Origin of the sequence: Prauserella cavernicola (assembly GCF_016595675.1) — a bacterium.
Taxonomy (GTDB): domain Bacteria; phylum Actinomycetota; class Actinomycetes; order Mycobacteriales; family Pseudonocardiaceae; genus Prauserella_A; species Prauserella_A cavernicola.
Genome location: NZ_JAENJH010000006.1, coordinates 19,021 through 37,893 on the forward strand (window position 1 = coordinate 19,021; position 18,873 = coordinate 37,893).

An 18,873-nucleotide genomic window follows, 5' to 3' on the forward strand; every position below is an offset into this window, starting at 1 on the left:
CTGGATACGGATGTGGAGACGGGTCAGGAGGCGGTCGCGGGATCGAGCAGCCAGCCGAGGTTCAGCTCCCCGGCCAGCTCACGCTTGACGACCTTCCCGCTGGCGGTCCGGGGGAGCGGCCGGTGAATGATCGCGATGCGGGCCGGCACCTTGAACGGCGCGAGCCGCGCGGCGGTGTGGTCGCGCAGGTCCTCGGCGGAGACCGTGCTGCCGTCGGCCAGGTGCACGATCGCGACCAGCTCCTCACCGAGGGCCGGGTGGGGTGCGCCGAGCGCGGCCGCCTCGTGCACCTGCGGATGACTTCCGAGCGCGACCTCGACCTCCGAACAGCTGATGTTCTCGCCGCCACGGATGACGATGTCCTTGATCCGGCCGACCAGGAACACGAACCCGTCGGCGTCGATCCGGCCGAGGTCACCGGTGCGGAACCAGCCGCCGGAGAAGCTCTCGTCGGACTCGGCGCCCTCGTATCCCTGGATCACCTGCGGGCCGCGCACCGCGACCTCGCCCTCGGAGTCCGCGCCGAGGACCTTGCCTTCCCGGTCGAGGATCGCTATCTCCGCGGTGGGCAGCGCCCTGCCGACACTGGCCGGCCGCCTCGCGAAATCGGCGGCCGAGATCGCGACGACGCCGGAGGTCGTCTCGGTCATGCCGTATCCGGTGCGCGGGATGACGGCCTCGCCCAGAACGGCACGGGCCTGCTCGATCACGTGCGCGGGCGCGGCGGCGCCACCCATGCCGAGCGCGCGCAGCGAGGACAGGTCCCGGCCGGTGTCGCGCGCGGCGGACAGGAACGTCTGGACGATGTACGGCGGGCCGGAGAGCTCGGTGACTCGCTCGGCCTCGATGAGCCGGACCGCCTCGGAGGCGTCCCACTTGTACATCAGGATCAGGGACTGCCCCGCGTACAAGGTGTTGTAGAGCGTGTTGAGCCCCGCGATGTGAAAGAAGGGGAACGTGACCAGCTTGCACGACCGGGGCGGGGGCGAGACCACCACCGGCCCACCGTCGTCAGGCTCCGTGACCGGCACCGCGCGGATCAGCTTGTTGAGCAGCGAGGCCGAGTGGTTGAGGTGGGTGTGCACGGCTGCCTTCGGCCTGCCCGTGGTGCCGGAGGTGAACAGGATGGTGGCCACGTCGTCGGGTGTGACCGCGGTTTCCGGCGCGTCGAGCTCCGGCGAGAGCTCACCCAGCAGTTCCGCGTAGTCGGTCACACCGTCCGGGAGCTCGGCGCAGCGGACGCCGATCAGCTGTGGCGCGGCGATCCCGGCGTCGCGGGTGAGCTGGATCCGCTCCCGGTCGGCGAAGAGGACCGTGGGCTTGGCCTCGGCGACGAGCTCGGCCAGCTCGGGTCCCTTGAGCCAGGCGTTGAACGGGACGGCGACCGCACCGAGCAGTTGTGCCGCGCCGAAGACGAACACGAACTCCGGGTAGTTGCGCATGGCGATGCCGACGCGATCGCCCTTGGCGATCCCGAACTCGTCGCGCAGGACATGGGCCAGCCTCGCCGTCCGTGCCCACACGTCGGCATGGCTGTAGTGCTCGTCCCGGTAACCGATGGCGAGTGCGTCACCGTGCCGCCGGAGCGCCAGGAACGCGTCGCGCAGGGTGCGCGGATCACGGTCGAAGACCGTGACCGTCCGGCCGCCGACCGTCCGGTCGCGCAGGGGGAAGGCTCCGCCTGGCGCGGTCAGCAGCTCGAGTCGTCGCTTGTCGTCCAGCACCATCGGCGCGGTACCTCTCTCTGCTCGCCAAGTTATGTCATACTAGCAAAGTTCAATCATTAGTAGCATAATTAGATGTATGGACGTGACGCTCGCCCAGGGCACATTCCGGGGCGCCCGGGAACACGGCGTGCTGACGTTCAAGGGGATCCCGTACGCGGCTCCTCCCGTCGGTGACCATCGGTTCGCGCCTCCGCGGCGTCCGCTCCCGCACGAGGGTGTCGCCGACGCGACGGCCTACGGCCCCACGGTGTCGACGCCGCCGCAGCGGTCGGCGGTGATGGGCGAGCTACTCCCCGACCCCGTCCGGCCGGGTGCGAACGGACTGAACCTCAACGTCTGGACGCCGGACCCGGAGGCCAACCTGCCGGTGTTCGTCTGGATCCACGGCGGCGGTTTCGTCACCGGTGCCGGGTCGACCACCGCGTTCGACGGGACCGCGTTCGCCCGGGATGGCGTCGTTGCCGTCACGATCAACTACCGGCTCGCCGCGGAGGGTTTCCTGTTCCTGCCGGACGCCGTGCCGAACCGGGGCCTGCTCGACCAGATCGCGGCGCTGGAGTGGGTCCGCGACAACATCGCGGCGTTCGGCGGCGACCCCGACCTGGTCACGGTCGCCGGTGAGTCGGCTGGCGCGATGGCGGTGCTCACGCTGGTGACGATGCCCCGCGCGCGCGGACTGGTCCGCCGCGCGATCGCGCAGAGCGGCGACGGGCACCACGTGCACCCGCCCGAGGTCGCCCGTCTCTTCACGAGCGAGCTGTGTGCCGAGCTGGGAGTCCCGCGGAGCGTGGACGGCATCGCCGGGGTGGCCGTCGACGCGCTCCACGCGGCCACCAACGAGGTGATCACCCGCGTGAGCGCGGGACACGACCGGCGGTTCGCGGAGTTCCGCAGGCTCGCGCTGCAACCCGTGATCGATGGCGAGGTCGTGCCCCGGCACCCGGTGGAGGCGGCCGGTGACGGCGACACGAACGGCATCGACCTGATGATCGGCACGAACGCGGAGGAGTACGGGCTGTTCTGTGCGCCGACCGGGCTCGCCGACGCGATGGACGACCAGCTGCTCGCGGCCACGGTCGCGCGTCTCGGCGTGGACCCCGGGACGATGATCGAGCGCTACCGCTCGGAGATGCCGGGCGCGACACCCGCCGAGTTGTTCGTGGCCATCCAGTCGGACTGGTTCTGTGCCGTTCCGGCCGTGCGCTACACCGACGCGCGCCGGGAAGCCGGAGCGGCGAGCCACGTGTACGAGTTCGCATGGCGGCCGGACACCTACGGCGGCAAGCTGGGCGCCTGCCACACCCTGGAGATCCCGTTCGTCTTCGAGACACTCGACGACCCGTGGGGCATCGCGCTGCGCGGACCGGGCGCACCACGCGAGCTCGCCGCCGCAGTGCACCGTGCGTGGGTCGACTTCGTGACAACGGGAGACCCCGGCTGGGAGTGCTACGGCGCGGCGCGCAGAGTTCGCAGGCTGGACCTGTGCAGCACGACGGTCGAGGATCCCGGAGCGTTCCGGCGGCGGGCCTGGGAAAGCGTGATCCAGTAGGGCCCGTGCCTGGCCTCGTCAGGCTCCCGCGTGGCCGCCCGTCGTCAGCGCGACGCGCATGGCGTGCTCGAGCAGGCTCACCAGCACGAGTTTGGCCGAGTCGCGGTCGCGCACGTCGCACAGCCGCACCGGGACGTGATCGCCGATGTCCAGCGCGGCCCGCACCTCGTCCTCGTCGTAGACGTCCGCACCGTCGAAGCAGTTGACCCCGACGACAAAAGGGATGCCTCGGGACTCGAAGAAGTCGACCGAACCGAAGCAGTCCTCGAGGCGCCGCGTGTCCGCGAGCACCACGGCGCCCAGCGCACCGACGGACAGTTCCTTCCACATGAACCAGAACCGGTCCTGCCCCGGCGTGCCGAACAGGTAGAGCACCACCTGCGGGTTGATCGTGATCCGGCCGAAGTCCAGCGCCACGGTCGTCGTGGTCTTGCCCTCGACACCGGTCAGGTCGTCCACCGACGCGCCGATGTCGGAGAGCCGTTCCTCGGTCCGCAGCGGCGCGATCTCACTGACAGCGCCGACCATGGTCGTCTTGCCGACACCGAAACCACCGGCGATCAGAAGTTTGACCGCGCGCAGTCCGGCCAGTTCGCCCGTCGCCGGGCCGTCAGAGTTTGCGAACGCCATCGAGCACCGCCTGGAGCAGTTTGAGGTCGGGCCGCCCGTCGGCGGGCGGTGGTGGGGAGCGGAAGATCAGGTGCCCCGAGTCGATCAGGTCGCTGATGAGTACCTTGACCGCTGCCACCAGCAGGTCGAGGTTCGCGGCGATCTCGGCGACCGACAGGGGTCTCCGCTGGCACATACGCAGGATTTCTCCGTATTCCCGGTCGAGTGTGGCCGCGTCGGCGGCGGGCCGGACCGCCACCACGAGGGTAATGATGTCCAGGTCTTGCAGGTGGGCTCCTGCCCGGCCGCGGGTCACGGCGAACGGTCGGACCAGCGGGCCGGGGTCCTCCTCGAACCAGCGTTCGCCGTCGTCACGGGTCATGGTGCGTGCGTGGTCCGCGGCTCGGCGGGAAGCGCACGGGGAGCGGCCTTCATCGTGTCGCCCACCTGCCCCACGATCACGTTCATCTCGTACGCCACCATGCCGAGGTCAGCGGTGGCCGACGCGAGCAGTGCCAGGCAGGCGCCCTCACCGGCCTCGGTCACCACCAGGTAGCCGCCTTCGAGCTCGACCACGGTCTGGTGCACCGGCCCTTTGGAGAACTGTGTGCCCACGCCACGAGACAGGCTGCGAAACGCCGAAGCCATGGCGGCCAGATGCTCCCCGTTGTCGCGGCCGAGCTGCGTGGACCTGCCCAGCAGGAGACCGTCGGCGGACAGGACGACGGCGTTCTCCGCGCCGGCAAGTCTTCTGACCAGATCGTCGATCAGCCAGTTCAGTCGTTCGCCCTGGCCCCGGGAATCTTCGTTCATCGTGCGCCCCATCGTGTTCATCGGTTGCGTGCCTGCCGGGTTCCGCGCTGGAACGCCGACATCGAACTGCGTGCCTCGTCCGGACTGCGCCGGGCGCCGTCGTGTCCGGCGTCCTCCTGCGCGGTGTCGTCGAACTGGAGCTGCGGAACGAGGTGCTGCTGTTTGCTGCGCCGGGGCAGTGGGGCCTTTGTCCTGCCCGATGGCCGTGGTGCGGCCGGAGCCGGCGGTTTCCCGGACGCCGGGCTCGGCTCTTCCGTGGGCCACTCGTCCACTGTGACCTCTCTGTCGGGCAGGCGCGGAACCCGATCCCGCGCGGTCTCGGGCAGGAAGCTCCGCCGCTGCCGGTGCCGCCCGATATTCGGTTCCGCCCCGGGTTGTTCGTCGGGTTGCGCCGCCTCGCTCGACTCGATCACGGTCGTGGGGATGAGCACGATCGCTTTGATCCCGCCGTAGGCGGATTCGACGAGGCTGACCGAGATCCCGTGTCGCCGCGCGAGCTGGCCGATCACGAACACGCCGAGGTTGCGCTTCCCGGCCAGAGCCATCTCCTGGAACGCCGGCGGGTTGCGCAGCGTCTCGTTCAGACGTTCGCGTTGCTCGAACTCGATCCCGAGCCCCTGGTCCTCGACCTCGACCACGACGCCCTTGCCCACGACGTTGCCGCGGACGGTGACCGGGGCGTCCGGTGGGGAGAACGCCGTCGCGTTGTCGACGAGCTCGGCGAGCAGGTGCAGCAGGTCGGCGACGACCGCGCCCTGGACGCGTACCTCGGGCAGGCGCACCGAACTCACCCGCGCGAACTCCTCGGTCTCGGAGACCGCGCTGCGCACGATGTCCTCCAGCACGACGGGGTTGCGCCATTTCCGTCCTGGCTGGCCGCCGCCGAGGATCACCAGGCTCTCCGCGTTGCGCCGGGCGCGCGTGGCCAGGTGGTCGAGCTTGAACAACAGCTCCAGGTGTTCGGGATCGCTCTGTTTGGCTTCGGCGACGTCGAGTACCTCGAGCTGGCGGTGCACGACCAGCTGGCTGCGGTGCGCGATGTCGAGGAACACGCGGTTGATTCCGCCCCGCGTCTTCGCTTCGGCCGCCGCGGCGTCCACGGCGGTGCGTTGCGCCGTGTTGAAGGCATCCGCCACCTGTCCGATCTCGTCATCGCCTTCATCCACAATGGACATCTCGGTGTTCAGGTCGACGTGTTCACCGCTGTTCAACCTGCGCACGATCGAGGGGAGTTTCTCCTCGGCGATCCCCAGGATGGTGGTTCGGAGCCCACGCAGCCGCCGCACGAGCGCGCTCGCGAGCCGTGCGGCGACGGCGAACGCGCCAACGGCCAGCACGAGCACACCTGCCCCGGCCAGCACGGACTGCAGCAGTGACGTGCTGGCGGCGTCCTTCGCAAGACTCTCGGCGTAGCGGTAGTGGTCTCCCCACAGCCCCAGCAGCTCCGTCGACACGTGTTGCTCCGCCGCGAGCCAGTCCGTCATCGGCACGCCCGGCGTTCCGCGCTGCGCGAGGTTGTCCTCGGCGGTGGTCGCCAGTCGCCATTCGGGACTCGCGATCAGCGCCTCGTAGCGGGCGCGCCCGCTCTCGGTGAGCCGGGAGACCGAGGTCGTCAGCTGGTTGCGGTAGGCGCCGGTCAACTGCGCCTGGGTCAGGCGGTCGGCCTGCGTCAGCGCACCACCCTCCGCCGCGCCCGCCGCGAGCCCGACCGCCCGGGAGTGTGCGTCGCTGACCAGGTAGAGGTCGGTCGAGACCGTTTCCTCCATGGCGGCACGGGGATCCGGTGAGCTGCGGGCGACGCCTTCGAGGCCGATCACCACGAAGTTCGAGAGCTGGGTGAAGTAGCCGTCGACATCGGTGGCCGCCGCCTGACGGCTGTCGATGCTCTGGCGGATCACCGGCAGCCTGGCCCCGAGCTCGGCGAGGGCGGAGTTGGCCTCGTCGACGCCGGTGGGGTTGCTGTCCGCGGCGGTGGCGGTGGTCCCGGCGACGGTCTCGAGCACGGTGTCGGTCTCGGCGCGCCGGTCCGCCAGTTCGGCCGCGGCCTGCTGGTCACCCCCGACGGCGCGCAGGCTCGTCGCGCGTTCCGCCTGCACGACGTTGCCGAACCGCTCGGCGAGGTCGACCAGGTTGCCCAGATAGTCCGAGAAGTTGCGGGCGACGACGCCGTTGTGCACGAGCAGGCCTGCCACCGTGCCGCCCGTGATCAGCAGTGCGGCACTGGGGATGAGCACGATCGCCAGTACCCGGGTGCGGATGCTGGCCCGTTTTTTTCGAGTAAAGAATGCGCGCAATTTGGCCCTGTCCTGGCTTTTCGAAGATTTCGAGTCGCGGCGAAGGCGGATAGTAAACCATTGGTCCCGTTGTGTCGGAAGAGTGGGAAAGCCAGTCGTGGACGGCTACTTCCCTTGCAGGGCAGCACAAAAACCGGACCCCCGGACCATTCATCAATCGCCGGTTCTGGGTATTTCGGTGCTCCTGCCGCTGTCTTTTCCGAAACTTTTCCGCGGGGTCGCGACGGCGCGACCCGGTCCTCAGAGCGGGACCACCCGGTGCCGCGAACACGCGGCGGCGTCGAAGTATCGTCGGTACACCTCTTCGGGCATGACCAGTGGTGACAGATCCACCACTGCAGACGTCAGCGGCGGTGGCTAGTGAGGTTAGAAGTCAGGTTCTAGTCTTGTCAATGCAAGTGAGCATCAGTGGATCCGGGAGCGGTCACGAGGGCCCGCACACGTCCACGATGTGCGTGGTCCCGGTGACGTAGCAGCCGTCGTCGGAGACGAGGTACAGCACGGCGTTGGTGATGTCGTCCGGATCGAAGGTCGCGACCGGCATGCGCGTGAGCGTCCGGGTCGTCCTCTCGGAGCGTCGTGCGCCGAGTTCCGGCCGGAGCAGCCGGTGGAGGGCGTCGTCGAATGCCACATCGCCGGCGGTCGCGCGGGGTTGCACGGTGTTCACTCGGATCCCGTACTGGGCCAGCTCCGTGGCCAGCGTCTGTACGAGCGTGATCACCCCGGCTCTCGCGGCGCCGCGGTGTGCGGCGTCCTCGTTCGCCGGTGTCGCGAGCGGGTACGTGATCACGATCGCGCCGCCACGTTCTCCGTCGATCAGGTGGGGGATCGAGGCCTTGACCGTCCGCCACGCGCCGGTGAGGTCGAGGTCGGCAATGTCGTGCCGGGCCGGTACGGACGTCTCGAGCACGGACGCGGTAGTGGTGATGCCCGCGTTCGCCAGCACGATGTCGAGCCTTCCCAGCTCTGCCACGCCTTTGTCGACCGCGGTTGCCACGTCGTCCATGCTGCGCACGTCGGCATCGAGGGCGACGACCCGGCGGCCCGCGGCCCGGACGAGCCTGGCCGTCTCGTGCAGTTCCTCCGCCTGCGGGTCCGTCGCGATGATGTCGGCGCCTTCTTCCGCGAGCCGGACGGCGTGCTGCCTGCCCTGCTCCTTTCCTGCTCCCGTGATGAACGCGACCTTTCCTGCAAGCCGTCCCATGAGACGCCCTCCTGACATCGCCGCTGACGTCGGATTCGCCGATCAGGCAGGTTATGTCAGCCACTGACAAAAGTAAACCCCTGCGCGCGGGCGCCTCGTGCGACGATGGGCGGCATGACGGGATCACCAGCGCGAACGGGGGCCAATCTCGGTGGCAGGCCGGCGGCGACCAGCGCGCACAAGCTCGCCGAGGTGGCACAGGAGCTCTTTCTCGACAAGGGCTTCAGCGAGACCTCGGTCGACGACATCGCGGCCGCCGCGGGGGTCAGCGGCCGCACGTTCTTCCGCTACTTCGCCACCAAGGCCGACGTGCTGTGGATCAACACCCCGATCGAACTGGACCGGGTGCGGGAGGGGCTGGAGGCCGCACCCGCCGGTGAGCGTTACCAGGACACGTTGTGCCTCGTGGTGCCGACGGCGTACGTGCATTCACCGCGGGAGCGGGTCTGGGCGCTGCAGCGAGCCGAGCTGGTGATCCGCGAGCCCGCGGTCCAGGCGCCCATGTCGCCGCACCTCGCCGACTTCCGAGACGTGGTCGCGGCCTTCGTCGCGCGCAGGCTCGACTGCGATCCCGCCGACATGGTCCCGGTCGCGGTGAGCGCGTCCGCGCTGAGCGCCACGATGACCGCTCACGAGTACTGGGTGAGCCATCCGTCCGAGGACCTGCCCTCGTTGATCGAGCGCATGCTCCGGCTCATGCTGCCCAGGCTGGACGGCGTCTAGAACATCACTGCGTGGCGATACCCCTCGTGGCACCCTTCGTCTATATTGTGTTTTGGCATTATTAGACGGAACCGTGAGAGAGGGTCCCGGCGTCATGACCTTCGTCATCAACCAGGGATGCTGCAAGGACAGTTCGTGCATCCCGGTCTGCCCGGTCCAGTGCATCCGCCCCCGGCCGGGCGATCCGGACTTCACGACGACGGAGCAGCTCTACATCGATCCGGCGACCTGCATCGACTGCGGCGCGTGCATGGACGAGTGCCCGGTCGACGCGATCCACTCCGAGTTCGACCTCCCCGAGCAGCTAAGCGACTACCTCGACATCAACGCCGGGTACTTCGAGGAGAACCCGATCGCCGAGTCGCTCCCACCGGACCCGGTTCACCGCAAACTCCCCGCAGGACACACCGGACTGTCGGTCGCGATCGTCGGATCGGGACCGGCCGCCTGCTACGCGGCCGGTGAGCTGAGCGAGCTCAAGGGCGTGACCGTGTCGGTGTTCGAGCGGCTGCCGACGCCGTTCGGGCTCATCCGGGCCGGGGTGGCGCCCGATCACCCCAAGACCAAGCAGATCGCGAACCGGTTCGCCGCCGTGCTCGCCCGGCCGAACGTGCACTGCTTCTTCAACACCGAGGTCGGCCGCGACATCACGGTCGACGAACTGTTGGAGCACCACCACGCCGTGCTGTGGGCGGGTGGAGCGGACGGCGACCGGAGCCTCGGCATCCCGGGTGAAGAGCTGCCGGGCTGCTTCTCCGCGAGGGAGTTCGTCGCCTGGTACAACGGGCATCCCGACTTCGCGGGGCGCCGGTTCGACCTGGCCGGACGACGCGCGGTGGTGATCGGCAACGGCAACGTCGCGCTCGATGTCGCCCGGGTGCTCGCCCGGCCGGTCTCCGAGCTGGAACCGACCGACATGGCCACGCACGCGGTCGCCGCCCTGCGCGCCAGCGGCATCGAGGACGTCGTCGTCGCCGCGCGCCGAGGGCCGGAGCACGCCGCCTACACCACCGGCGAACTGCTGGCACTCCACAACACCGAGGGCATCGCGCTGCGGGCGGTGCCCGACGAGATCGACGGCCTGGGCGACGATCGCCGATCGGCCGTCGTCAGGGCCGCCGCGAGTCAGGACCGCGACGGCGAGCGCACGATCACCTTGCGGTACGGGCTTTCGCCGGTCTCGGTCGACGGCGATGGCGAGGTCGAGTCGGTCACCTTCCGGCGGCCTGACGGGAGCACCGAGACGATCGAGGCCTCGCTCGTGCTCCGCGCCGTCGGTTATCGCGGCCGAGCGGTGTCCGGCCTCCCGTTCGACGACGTGACCGGAACGCTTCCGCACCACGACGGCGCGGTGTTCGACCCGTCGAGCGGACTGCCGGTGATCGGCGTGTACTGCGCGGGCTGGATCAAGCGTGGCGCCACCGGGATGATCGGCAGCAACAAGTCCGACGCCGCGGAGTCGGTGGACGCGATTCTGGCCGACCTCGCCCGTGGACGGCTGACCGATCCCGTGCACGATGCCGAGCACCTCACCAAGCTTGTCGCCGACCGCAATCCCGACCTGGTGGACAAACAGGCGTGGAAGCGCATCGACCAGACGGAGCGGCGTCTCGGACGTGAGGCCGGGCGAGCGCGCACCAAGCTGGTGAGCGTGGACGAGCTGCTCGCGTCCTCGCGGTAGCGGGCCCGACTTCGCCGCCCCACCAGGGAGTTTGAGGCGGCGAAGCCGGGCGTCGGCGGCTAGTCCTCGAGCAGGACCACGCCGCGCAGGTTCTTGCCGGAATGCATGTCGGCATAGCCCTGGTTGATGTCGTCGAGGGTGTAGGTCGACGTGATCAGCTCGTCCAGCTTGAGGTGCCCGTTGCGGTAGAGGTCGAGCAGCAACGGGATGTCGCGGTGCACGTTCACGCCGCCGTAGACGTTGCCGCGCAATGTCTTCTGCGTCAACGTGAACTGGAACAGCGACAGCTCCAGCGACGTCGAGGCCGCCGGCGTCACCGAGGTGACCACCGCGATGCCGCCGGGGCCGAGCAGGTCGACGGTCTCGGCGAGCAGGCCGCCGTTGCTCACGCCGACCGACAGGATCGCGACGTCGGCCATCCGGCCGGGTGCGAGTTCGGCGAGCAGCGCGGCGGCCTCGGCGACGGAGGCCACCGCGTGGGTGGCGCCGAAGGTCGTCGCCTGCTCGCGTTTGAAGTCGACCGGGTCCACCGCGATGACCAGGTTGGCGCCCGCGTTCTTCGCGCCCTGCACGGAGTTGACGCCGACCCCGCCGCTGCCGATGACCACCACGTTGTCGCCGGCCGTGACCTCGCCGAGGTAGACCGCGGCGCCCCAGCCGGTGGTGACGGCGCAGCCCAGCAACGACGCGGCCGCGAACGGGATGTCCTTGTCGATCTTGATGGCGCACTTCTCCGAGATGACGGTGCGGTCGGCGAACGTGCCGAGGTCACCGGTCGCGGCCACCGACTCCCCGCGCGCGGTGAACGGCGTCTGCTGCCCGTAGCCCTGCTGGGCGGTGTTGAGGCACAGGTTCGACCGGCCCCGCGCGCAGTTGCGGCAGTGGCCGCACGGCGGGTTGAAGATCAGCACGACGTGGTCGCCGGGGGCGACCCGGGTCACGTCCGGGCCGACGGTCTCGACGACTCCGGCGCCCTCGTGCCCGCCGACCAGTGGCAGCGGCACGGGCATGTCGCCGGTCACCGCGTGGTCGTCGGAGTGGCACAGCCCCGTCGCCTTCATCTTGACGAGGATCTGCCCATGGCCGGGATCCGCGAGCTCGACCGGCTCGACGGTCCAGTCCCCGCGGGTCTCCCACAGGATGGCGGCTCTGTTGGTCATGGTGTGCCTTTCGTCGGTGGGCGCGGCGGACGTTTGCCCCCGCTTCTTATGCTCTCTATTATGCTCAAAGTAGGTTGTCAGCATAAGTAGTAGGGCCGACCTGTACCTCGTGAGGAGCCTTTCCCATGTCCCAAGACATCTTCGAGCTCAGATCGAGACATCGGCGCGACTACGACCCGTACAGCAAGGCCTCGATCCAGGAGCACCTCGACGAGATCGCCGACCGGCGCCGCCGGTCGCCCGTGTCCTACTCCACGCGGGGCAACGGCTGCTGGGTGCTCACCACCTACGACGACATCAGCGGTGTGTTGCGCCGCAACAACCGAGGGTTCGTCAGCTTCCCCAACGATCCCGACGGGCTCAACGTGCAGGGCGCCAGGGCCGCGCTCATCCCGATCGAGATCGACGGTGAGCGGCACCGGCAGTTTCGCCGAGTGCTCGACCCGCTGTTCTCGCCGGGCCGCGTGGCCGCGCTCGAACCCCGGCTGCGCGAAGCGGCGAACGCGCTGATCGACGAGTTCGTAGAGGAGGGCGCGTGCGAGTTCGTCGAACACTTCGCGATGCCCTTTCCCGGCGCGACTTTCCTGGCGCTCATGGGCTGGCCCGCAGAGGACCTGCCGCGGCTCAACCGGTGGGTCGCGACGGTGCACCACGGCGTGCCCGGCGCGACCGAGGAGGAGTCGAACGCCGCCCGCGCCGCGGTGGTCACCGAGATGCGTGACTACGTGGTCGCGCTGATCGCCGACCGGCGCGAGAACCCGCGCGACGACGTGACGACCCACTGCCTCCAGGCCGAGATCGAGGGCAGGCGCCTGTCCGACGACGAGCTGTTCGACCTGTTCCTGCTGATGATGCTGGCCGGGTTGGACACCGTGCAGAGCGTGCTCGCGCAGAGCTTCGCCTTCTTCGGACGGTACCCCGGCCGGTGGGCGGAGATGTTCGACGGCCCGGCCGGTGTCGAGGCCGCGATCGAGGAGCTGTTGCGCTGGACCGCGCCGGCGATCCCGACCCGCACCGTCACCGACGAGAGCGCGCTCGTGGGTGATGTCGAGTTGCCGCGTGGTGAACGGGTGCACTTCCCGCTCGCGGCGGCCAACAGGGATCCCAAGTACTACCCGGACCCCGACTCGATCGTCTTCGACCGGCCGGCCAAGCCGCATCTCGCGTTCGGGATGGGCACCCACCGCTGCGTCGGCGTGCACCTGGCCCGGCTGGAGCTGCGGGTGGCGTTCGCCGAGATTAGGCGGCGCCTGCCCGAGTTCGCCCTCGCCCCGGGCAGCGAACCGGACGAGCACCTCGGTCTGTCCTGGGGCGTCGAGAACGTTCACATCGTGTTCCCGCCAGGGCGGCGGGAAGGAAGGGATCGCCCATGACATCCATGGCCGAGCGAGCCGAGGAGACAGGCATCCCGGTCCACCTGCTGGACCTGGAGAACGACGAACGGCTGGGGGACGACCCCTTCGCGGTGTGGGACGAGGCGACGTCGGTCGCCCCGCTGTTCTACAGCCCGGCGGGCCGCGGCTTCTTCGTCGCCGCCGACTACGACACGGTCAAAGCCGTGCTCCAGAACCCTCGCATGTGGTCGAACCTGCCCAGCCCGATCACCTACACGAAGGAAGAAGTCGTGATTGACGTCCCGCCGATCACGATGGACCCGCCGCAGCACACCGCCTACCGCCGCGCACTGATCCCGCTTTTCAGCCCGAACGTCGTCACGACACTGGAGCCGCGGGTACGCGAGCTGAGCCACGAGCTGTGCGACGCCATCGAGGCACAGGGCGGCTGCGACTTCGCGAAAGACTTCGCGGGCAAGCTGCCCGCGCGCTTCTTCCTCGAGTGGCTCGGCGTCACCAGGGGCGACGCGGATCGCATGTTCAAGCTGGCGCAGGCGGCCACGTTCGACTTCCCGACCCAGGAGGAGCGTGATGCCATCGAGGAGGAGATCAACAAGGTCGTCAGCGACGTCATCACCGCCCGCCGCGAGGAGCCGGCAGACGACCTCGCCACGGCGTTCACGCAGATCCGGATCGACGGTGAGCCGGTCGAGGAGAAGCTGCTCGTCGGCATGGCGACCCTGGCGTTCATCGCGGGGCAGGAGACCACCTCCACCCAGCTGTCCTACATCGCATGGCACCTGGCGCGCCATCCCGCGGACCGCGATCTGCTCGTGGGCAACCCCGACCTCCTCCCCGACGCCGTCGAGGAGCTGATGCGGGTGTACAACACCGGCGGCCCCTCCGGCAGGGTCGCGACGCAGGACGGCGAGCTGGCCGGCTGCCCGATCAAGAAGGGCGATCGGGTCTTCATCGCCCGTTCCGGTGCCGACCGGCAGCTCGACGGCGAGGTGCAGCTGCTGCGCAAACCAAACCGGCACAGCGCGTTCGGGCTCGGCGTGCATCGCTGCCTCGGCTCGCACGTCGCGCGGATGGAGATGCGCATCGGGTTGGAGGTGTGGCACGAGCGTTTCCCGAAGTACCGGCTGGCGCCGGACTTCGTCGCCAAGCACCGATACGGCAGCTTCATGCAGCAGCTGACCACGCTGCCGCTCGACCTGAATCCCGCCTGAACCCCGCCTGACCCACGGCGATACCACCACGACACGAGGAGCACGGCAAGCATGACCTCCATTTCCGGGAAGGAAGACACCGGACTGCGATTCCGGATCGACACGGACCTCTGCGCTGGGCACGGCCGGTGCTACGCGCTGGATCCGGACCACTTCGAGGCCGACGACGTCGGCTATGCCGTGGTCCTCGACAAGGTCGAGCCCGCGGCCAAGCGGGGCGACATGCAGGACATCGTGATGGCCTGCCCGGAGGGCGCCATCCTGATCGAGGACGTCTCCGGAGACTGAGTTCGCGGCGCAAGAATGGCCACCCGGTGCGGAAACCGGGTGGCCATTCGTGTCTGGTGTGGCCACTCAACTGTCGAGCGACGCGGGGAGGTCCCGGCTCAGTGCTCGCGTGGGCCAGGGGCGAAGCGCAGGTGGACGTCGTCGACGCCCCACGCCAGCCCGAGGTGTTCCTGTGGGGCGGGCCCGGCGGGGTCCAGGCCGAACGTCGGCATTCGCCTGCGGAGCGCGGTGAAGGCGATTTTCAGCTCCAGACGGGCCAGGTGCAGGCCGACACAGCGGTGCGGGCCGACGCCGAACGCGAGGTGCGGCTTGGCTTCGCGGTCGAACCTGATCTCGTCCGGGTCCGGATAGTACTTCGGGTCGCGGTTGCCCGCGGCGAGTGGCGCGTGGATCCGCTCGCCCCTCGGAAGCCGCAGCCCGTGGATCTCCAGCGACTCGTCGGCCACCGTGCGGGTCGGCACCGGCGGCGTGGTCCACCGCAGCAGCTCCTCGATCGCGGGCGCGAGCGTCTCCGGCGTGGAGAACATCTCGTCCCACCGCGCGGGGTTGCGGGCGAAGTAGACCATGCTCTGCGCCAGCACGCTCTGCACGGTGTCCAGTCCGGCGCTCATCATCAGTACGAAGAAGTCGAACAGCTGCTCGTCGCTCAGCTTCTCGCCCTCGATCTCCGCGTCCAGGATGACGGAGGTGACGTTCTCCCGGCGTGGCGCGGCACGCCATTCCGGGATCTTCTTCATCATGTAGGCGCTGAACTCGGCGTGTGCGACGCCGCGCGCCCGCGCGTTCTCCTCCAGCGAGCCGCCGCGGACACCGTGCAACAGAACGTCGACCCAGCGGTTCATCTGCTGCATGTCCTCCAGCGGCCAGCCCATGATCGCCATCACCGTGGCACCGGGGAAGGGCAGCGCGAAGCCGTTCACGAAGTCGCACGTGCCGGCCTCGATGAACTCGTCGATCAGCTTGTTCGCCTGCAACTCGAGCTCGTCGGCGAGCTGTGCGACCCGCTTGGGCGCGAAGATCGGGTCCAGCAGCTGCCGGTACTGGCGGTGTGCCGCGCCGTCGATCTCGATCGGGATCTGCGCGACCCGGGTGCCGACGGCGTTGATGCCGTCCGGTTCGTTCGGGAAGCTCACCACACCGCGGTTGTTGCGGCGCAACAGGGCGGAGATGTCGTCGTACTCCGTGAGCACCCAGCATCCGTTGCCTCGGGCCGAGTAGCTCACCGGGAGCTGCTCCCTGCGGTCGGCCAGCTCGCCGAGGTGCTCCGAGATCGTCGACGCCGCGTAGGGGTCGTAGTCCCGGCGGTACTCGGCACGGAGCTCGTCCAGTGTGGTCTGGTCGGTGTCGGTCATGGTCGCTCCCAACGGTGGTGGTGTTCCCGCGCCGAGGTGGTCGTGGGTCGCACCGAGCGGGCTGTGGTCTCCGAAATGCGATCGTAAGAAGATAAGAGCATGAGACTGAATCCACAACCTCCAGGTGGGAAGGTGTGGCAGACGGGATCCCTATAGTTGTGTTGTAATGATATTAGGCGACGACGAACGGTGGCTGGGCATCTCGCCGGTCGTAGCCCCGGTGCCGCCCTGACATCCATCGGAGAGGGAAAAATGTCCGAGTACCGCTACCTCACCTACGAGACGTTCGACGAGGGCTCGATCGCCCGGATCACGCTCAACCGCCCGCGTTATCGCAACGCCCAGAACCGCGGTCTGCTGGTCGAGCTCGACGAGGCCTTCGTCCGCGCCGAGCGGGACGACACCGTCCGGGTGGTGATCCTCGCGGGTGAGGGCAAGACGTTCTCCGCGGGGCACGACATGGGAACACCGGAACGGGCCGCCGAACGCGACCCGGAGAACCCCGACTTCCACCCGACCTTCGCCATCAACGGCGGCACGCGCAAGAGCGCCGAGAAGCGGCTGCTCGGGGAGTATCACTACTACTACCAGAACGCCGTGCGCTGGCGGAACCTGCGCAAGATCGTCGTCGCGCAGGCGCAGGGGCCGATCTTCGCGGCGGGGCTCACGCTGATCTGGGCGTGCGACCTCATCGTCGCCTCCGACGACGCCACCTTCACCGACCCCGTTGGCGTCCGGCTGGGCATGTGCGGCATGGAGTACTTCGGCCACCCGTGGGAGTTCGGTGCCCGCCGCGCCAAGGAGATGCTGCTGCTCGGCGAGACCATCGATGCCGAGGAGGCCCGCCAACTGGGCATGGTCAACAAGATCTATCCGGCGGGCGAGCTCGCCGACCGGACCCTGGACTACGCGCGGCGGATCGCGGCCCGGCCGACCATGACCGCGCTGATGATCAAGGAGTCGGTCAACCAGACGCAGGACATCCAGGGTCACCACAACTCACTGCAGTCGGCGTTCACGTTGCACCAGCTCAACCACGCCCACTGGGCCGAGATCTACGGTGGCCGGGTCGCTCACGCGGAGGCCGATGAGGGTGCCGTGGACTGGAAGCAGGCGAAGTGAGCCCGGACTGACGCCGCCGGTGCCGGCGGCGTCAGTCCAGCAGCGACCGGATCTCGGTCTCGGCCAGTGCCCGAGCCTCGTCCTCGGTCAGCCTGCGGCCGCCTGCCTTCACGATCCGGCTGATGTCACGGCGGACGTCGTCGTGGTAGCGCACGTCCACCACGTCGAACTCGAGGTTCTTGACGTAGATGCGCAAGCGCTCGCGTAGCGATCCATCGGAGTCCGCCGCCTCCACCACTTTGGGCAGCAGGCTGGTCTGGACCAGCAGGCCGTGCGCGGTACGGCGGGCTCGCTCGTCGCGCAGGCCGATCAGGATCTCGCGCTCGGACGCCCGGATGATGTGGTCCTTCCACCAGTCGAAGTCTTCCCTGCGCGCGATCGAGACGAGCTCGACGTAGGGCTCGCGCAGCGTGCGGGTCAACGTGCTGGTCACGAGTTCGAGATAGGCGGATCGTCGATCCGAGGACAGGCCGTCGAGCTGGGCGCGCAGTTTGTCGCGCGCGTCGGCCGCCGAGAAGCAGTACCGCCGGATGCCGTAGATGCTCGAGTCGATCAGGCCGTACTCGTAGTGGAACACCCGGAACGGGTTGTCGGTGCTTGGCAGCTCGATGGGACGTTCCCGCGGGCCGTGCTCCGGCGACCACCGCCACACCGCCGACTCGTCCCTGGCATCCGACAGGATGTCGGCGAGGATGTGGGCACCGTAGAAGCGTTCCGGCAGGATCGGTCCCGGACCGCGCGCGTAGGTGATGCTCACCCCGGAGGCCTGGGCCTGGCGGAGAAAGCGGTTGTTGTCCAAATAGGTCAGTGATGCCGTGTACCGCGTCAGCGGAGTCGGGCGCAGCTCACCGATGTGGAAGGCGGCGTCGTAGAGGCGAGCGGTCCAGTCGGCGCCCCAGACCTTCTCCGCGGTGTCAGCGATCGTGCGGCCGACGTCGGCGTCGGAGCCCGGGTACTGCGCGCCGACCGTGGCCGCGCCGAGCAGGCCGACGATAGCTGTGGCGGGGGAGTCGAACCCGTCGGTCCCGTCCGTCGAGTGCACCAGCAGATCGAGCGAGTCCAGCAGCTTGCCGAACGGTGAGTTCGTGTCCACCTCGAAGCGCGGTGACATGCCCGCCAGCATCGTGACGCCCGCGGCGGTGAACTCGTGCTGCTGCTCACCGTCGCCCATGGACGCGAGCACGAACTCCCGCAGTACCCGGATCTGTTCCTGCGCCTCGCCGGGAAAGTTGTCGTCCTCGATGCAGTCGCGGAGTGCGCGGGCCAGCTGTTCGGTCGAGCCCTGCTCCAAGAGCAGGAGGAACTCGAGCAGTTCCTTGCGCAGCGGCGCGGAGAACGGGACCTCACGGGTGCGCCGGTTCGCGGCGATGGCGATCTCGGACAGCGAGACCTCGGGAGCGTACCGGCTGCTGCCGCCGTCGCGAACGAACGAGCGGACGAGCCCGTTGCGCACCCACTGGTTCACGGCTTGGCGGCTGACGCCGACCGCGCGGGACGCTTCGGCCTGGGTGACGAGGTCATGCGGCAGCTCTGTCGACACCGAGCGGGTCCGCAGCCGCTCCGCGGCGCGCTCCAGTGCCCGCACGAGCTCGGGCACTGGTACGGCGCCGTTCTCGCCGAGGGTGAGTGCGAGTCGCTCCAGTGCCTCGGAGATCGACTCTTTCGCGTTCCCGTTCATCGCGGGCAGTCTACCGCAGACGCGTCAATGGCATCACTTGACGACGGAATCGGCGCGTCCTACAGTCCTCGTGGCGGGCGTCGCGAGCGAAGGACGCCCGTCCCGTC

Annotated in this window: 16 protein-coding genes; 7 read left to right on the forward strand and 9 right to left on the reverse strand. The window is 69.0% G+C overall.

Going from position 1 to position 18,873, the window contains the following annotated elements:
• Nucleotides 1–23: 23 nt before the first annotated feature.
• A complete protein-coding gene (locus tag JHE00_RS22465) occupies nt 24–1,727 on the reverse strand; it encodes a class I adenylate-forming enzyme family protein (protein ID WP_200321363.1) in 1,704 nt (567 codons plus the stop codon).
• A gap of 76 nt (nt 1,728–1,803) precedes the next feature.
• Here JHE00_RS22465 and JHE00_RS22470 point away from each other — a divergent pair, with 76 nt between their 5' ends.
• The gene (locus JHE00_RS22470; RefSeq protein WP_200321365.1) at nt 1,804–3,276 is read left to right on the forward strand and encodes a carboxylesterase/lipase family protein; all 1,473 of its coding nucleotides are present in this window, start codon (nt 1,804–1,806) and stop codon (nt 3,274–3,276) included.
• A gap of 18 nt (nt 3,277–3,294) precedes the next feature.
• Here JHE00_RS22470 and JHE00_RS22475 read toward each other — a convergent pair whose 3' ends face one another.
• From JHE00_RS22475 to JHE00_RS22495, 5 genes are all read right to left on the reverse strand, one after another.
• Nucleotides 3,295–3,906, reverse strand: coding sequence for a GTP-binding protein (locus JHE00_RS22475; RefSeq protein ID WP_200321367.1), 612 nt, complete (start codon nt 3,904–3,906; stop codon nt 3,295–3,297).
• Nucleotides 3,887–4,267: a DUF742 domain-containing protein gene (locus JHE00_RS22480; protein ID WP_200321369.1), complete on the reverse strand. Its 381-nt coding sequence runs from the start codon at nt 4,265–4,267 to the stop codon at nt 3,887–3,889. Before JHE00_RS22480 ends, JHE00_RS22475 begins: the two co-directional genes overlap by 20 nt.
• Nucleotides 4,264–4,698: a roadblock/LC7 domain-containing protein gene (locus tag JHE00_RS22485; protein ID WP_200321376.1), complete on the reverse strand. Its 435-nt coding sequence runs from the start codon at nt 4,696–4,698 to the stop codon at nt 4,264–4,266. Before JHE00_RS22485 ends, JHE00_RS22480 begins: the two co-directional genes overlap by 4 nt.
• 17 nt (nt 4,699–4,715) lie before the next feature.
• On the reverse strand, nt 4,716–6,992 hold the full coding sequence (locus tag JHE00_RS22490; protein ID WP_200321378.1) for a sensor histidine kinase: 2,277 nt from the start codon (nt 6,990–6,992) through the stop codon (nt 4,716–4,718).
• A gap of 424 nt (nt 6,993–7,416) precedes the next feature.
• Nucleotides 7,417–8,196 carry an SDR family oxidoreductase gene (locus JHE00_RS22495; protein WP_200321381.1) on the reverse strand — a complete coding sequence of 260 codons (780 nt, stop codon included), beginning with the start codon at nt 8,194–8,196 and terminating at the stop codon, nt 7,417–7,419.
• Nucleotides 8,197–8,310: 114 nt separating this feature from the next.
• Between JHE00_RS22495 and JHE00_RS22500 the strand changes: the two genes are divergently transcribed.
• Both JHE00_RS22500 and JHE00_RS22505 read left to right on the forward strand, forming a co-directional pair.
• A complete protein-coding gene (locus JHE00_RS22500) occupies nt 8,311–8,919 on the forward strand; it encodes an acyl-CoA-like ligand-binding transcription factor (protein ID WP_200321383.1) in 609 nt (202 codons plus the stop codon).
• Nucleotides 8,920–9,013: 94 nt separating this feature from the next.
• Nucleotides 9,014–10,600: an FAD-dependent oxidoreductase gene (locus JHE00_RS22505; RefSeq protein WP_200321385.1), complete on the forward strand. Its 1,587-nt coding sequence runs from the start codon at nt 9,014–9,016 to the stop codon at nt 10,598–10,600.
• 59 nt (nt 10,601–10,659) lie between these two features.
• On the opposite strand, the gene JHE00_RS22510 is transcribed toward JHE00_RS22505, so the two are convergent.
• The gene (locus tag JHE00_RS22510) at nt 10,660–11,760 is read right to left on the reverse strand and encodes a Zn-dependent alcohol dehydrogenase (RefSeq protein ID WP_200321387.1); all 1,101 of its coding nucleotides are present in this window, start codon (nt 11,758–11,760) and stop codon (nt 10,660–10,662) included.
• 125 nt (nt 11,761–11,885) lie between these two features.
• On the opposite strand from JHE00_RS22510, the gene JHE00_RS22515 reads away from it, so the two are divergent.
• From JHE00_RS22515 to JHE00_RS22525, 3 genes are read left to right on the forward strand one after another with little or no spacing between them, the layout of a single operon-like run.
• Entirely contained in the window at nt 11,886–13,133 is a 1,248-nt protein-coding gene (locus JHE00_RS22515; RefSeq protein WP_200321389.1) for a cytochrome P450, read from the forward strand.
• A complete protein-coding gene (locus JHE00_RS22520) occupies nt 13,130–14,326 on the forward strand; it encodes a cytochrome P450 (RefSeq protein ID WP_200321391.1) in 1,197 nt (398 codons plus the stop codon). Before JHE00_RS22515 ends, JHE00_RS22520 begins: the two co-directional genes overlap by 4 nt.
• A gap of 51 nt (nt 14,327–14,377) precedes the next feature.
• On the forward strand, nt 14,378–14,614 hold the full coding sequence (locus JHE00_RS22525) for a ferredoxin (RefSeq protein ID WP_200321393.1): 237 nt from the start codon (nt 14,378–14,380) through the stop codon (nt 14,612–14,614).
• A 98-nt stretch (nt 14,615–14,712) separates the two neighbouring features.
• Here JHE00_RS22525 and JHE00_RS22530 read toward each other — a convergent pair whose 3' ends face one another.
• On the reverse strand, nt 14,713–15,966 hold the full coding sequence (locus JHE00_RS22530; RefSeq protein ID WP_200321395.1) for a cytochrome P450: 1,254 nt from the start codon (nt 15,964–15,966) through the stop codon (nt 14,713–14,715).
• A 252-nt stretch (nt 15,967–16,218) separates the two neighbouring features.
• Here JHE00_RS22530 and JHE00_RS22535 point away from each other — a divergent pair, with 252 nt between their 5' ends.
• Nucleotides 16,219–17,088: an enoyl-CoA hydratase gene (locus tag JHE00_RS22535; RefSeq protein ID WP_200321397.1), complete on the forward strand. Its 870-nt coding sequence runs from the start codon at nt 16,219–16,221 to the stop codon at nt 17,086–17,088.
• Nucleotides 17,089–17,119: 31 nt separating this feature from the next.
• Here the strand turns inward: JHE00_RS22535 and JHE00_RS22540 are convergent, their stop codons facing one another.
• A complete protein-coding gene (locus JHE00_RS22540; RefSeq protein WP_200321399.1) occupies nt 17,120–18,766 on the reverse strand; it encodes a hypothetical protein in 1,647 nt (548 codons plus the stop codon).
• Nucleotides 18,767–18,873: the final 107 nt, after the last annotated feature.

What these genes read in the sequence shown, in the direction of transcription:
- JHE00_RS22465 (WP_200321363.1), bottom strand. Translation starts at nt 1,727, where the DNA reads ATGGTGCTGGACGACAAGCGACGACTCGAGCTGCTGACCGCGCCAGGC.
- JHE00_RS22470 (WP_200321365.1), top strand. Translation starts at nt 1,804, where the DNA reads ATGGACGTGACGCTCGCCCAGGGCACATTCCGGGGCGCCCGGGAACAC.
- JHE00_RS22475 (WP_200321367.1), bottom strand. Translation starts at nt 3,906, where the DNA reads ATGGCGTTCGCAAACTCTGACGGCCCGGCGACGGGCGAACTGGCCGGA.
- JHE00_RS22480 (WP_200321369.1), bottom strand. Translation starts at nt 4,267, where the DNA reads ATGACCCGTGACGACGGCGAACGCTGGTTCGAGGAGGACCCCGGCCCG.
- JHE00_RS22485 (WP_200321376.1), bottom strand. Translation starts at nt 4,698, where the DNA reads ATGAACGAAGATTCCCGGGGCCAGGGCGAACGACTGAACTGGCTGATC.
- JHE00_RS22495 (WP_200321381.1), bottom strand. Translation starts at nt 8,196, where the DNA reads ATGGGACGGCTTGCAGGAAAGGTCGCGTTCATCACGGGAGCAGGAAAG.
- JHE00_RS22500 (WP_200321383.1), top strand. Translation starts at nt 8,311, where the DNA reads ATGACGGGATCACCAGCGCGAACGGGGGCCAATCTCGGTGGCAGGCCG.
- JHE00_RS22505 (WP_200321385.1), top strand. Translation starts at nt 9,014, where the DNA reads ATGACCTTCGTCATCAACCAGGGATGCTGCAAGGACAGTTCGTGCATC.
- JHE00_RS22510 (WP_200321387.1), bottom strand. Translation starts at nt 11,760, where the DNA reads ATGACCAACAGAGCCGCCATCCTGTGGGAGACCCGCGGGGACTGGACC.
- JHE00_RS22515 (WP_200321389.1), top strand. Translation starts at nt 11,886, where the DNA reads ATGTCCCAAGACATCTTCGAGCTCAGATCGAGACATCGGCGCGACTAC.
- JHE00_RS22520 (WP_200321391.1), top strand. Translation starts at nt 13,130, where the DNA reads ATGACATCCATGGCCGAGCGAGCCGAGGAGACAGGCATCCCGGTCCAC.
- JHE00_RS22525 (WP_200321393.1), top strand. Translation starts at nt 14,378, where the DNA reads ATGACCTCCATTTCCGGGAAGGAAGACACCGGACTGCGATTCCGGATC.
- JHE00_RS22530 (WP_200321395.1), bottom strand. Translation starts at nt 15,966, where the DNA reads ATGACCGACACCGACCAGACCACACTGGACGAGCTCCGTGCCGAGTAC.
- JHE00_RS22535 (WP_200321397.1), top strand. Translation starts at nt 16,219, where the DNA reads ATGTCCGAGTACCGCTACCTCACCTACGAGACGTTCGACGAGGGCTCG.
- JHE00_RS22540 (WP_200321399.1), bottom strand. Translation starts at nt 18,766, where the DNA reads ATGAACGGGAACGCGAAAGAGTCGATCTCCGAGGCACTGGAGCGACTC.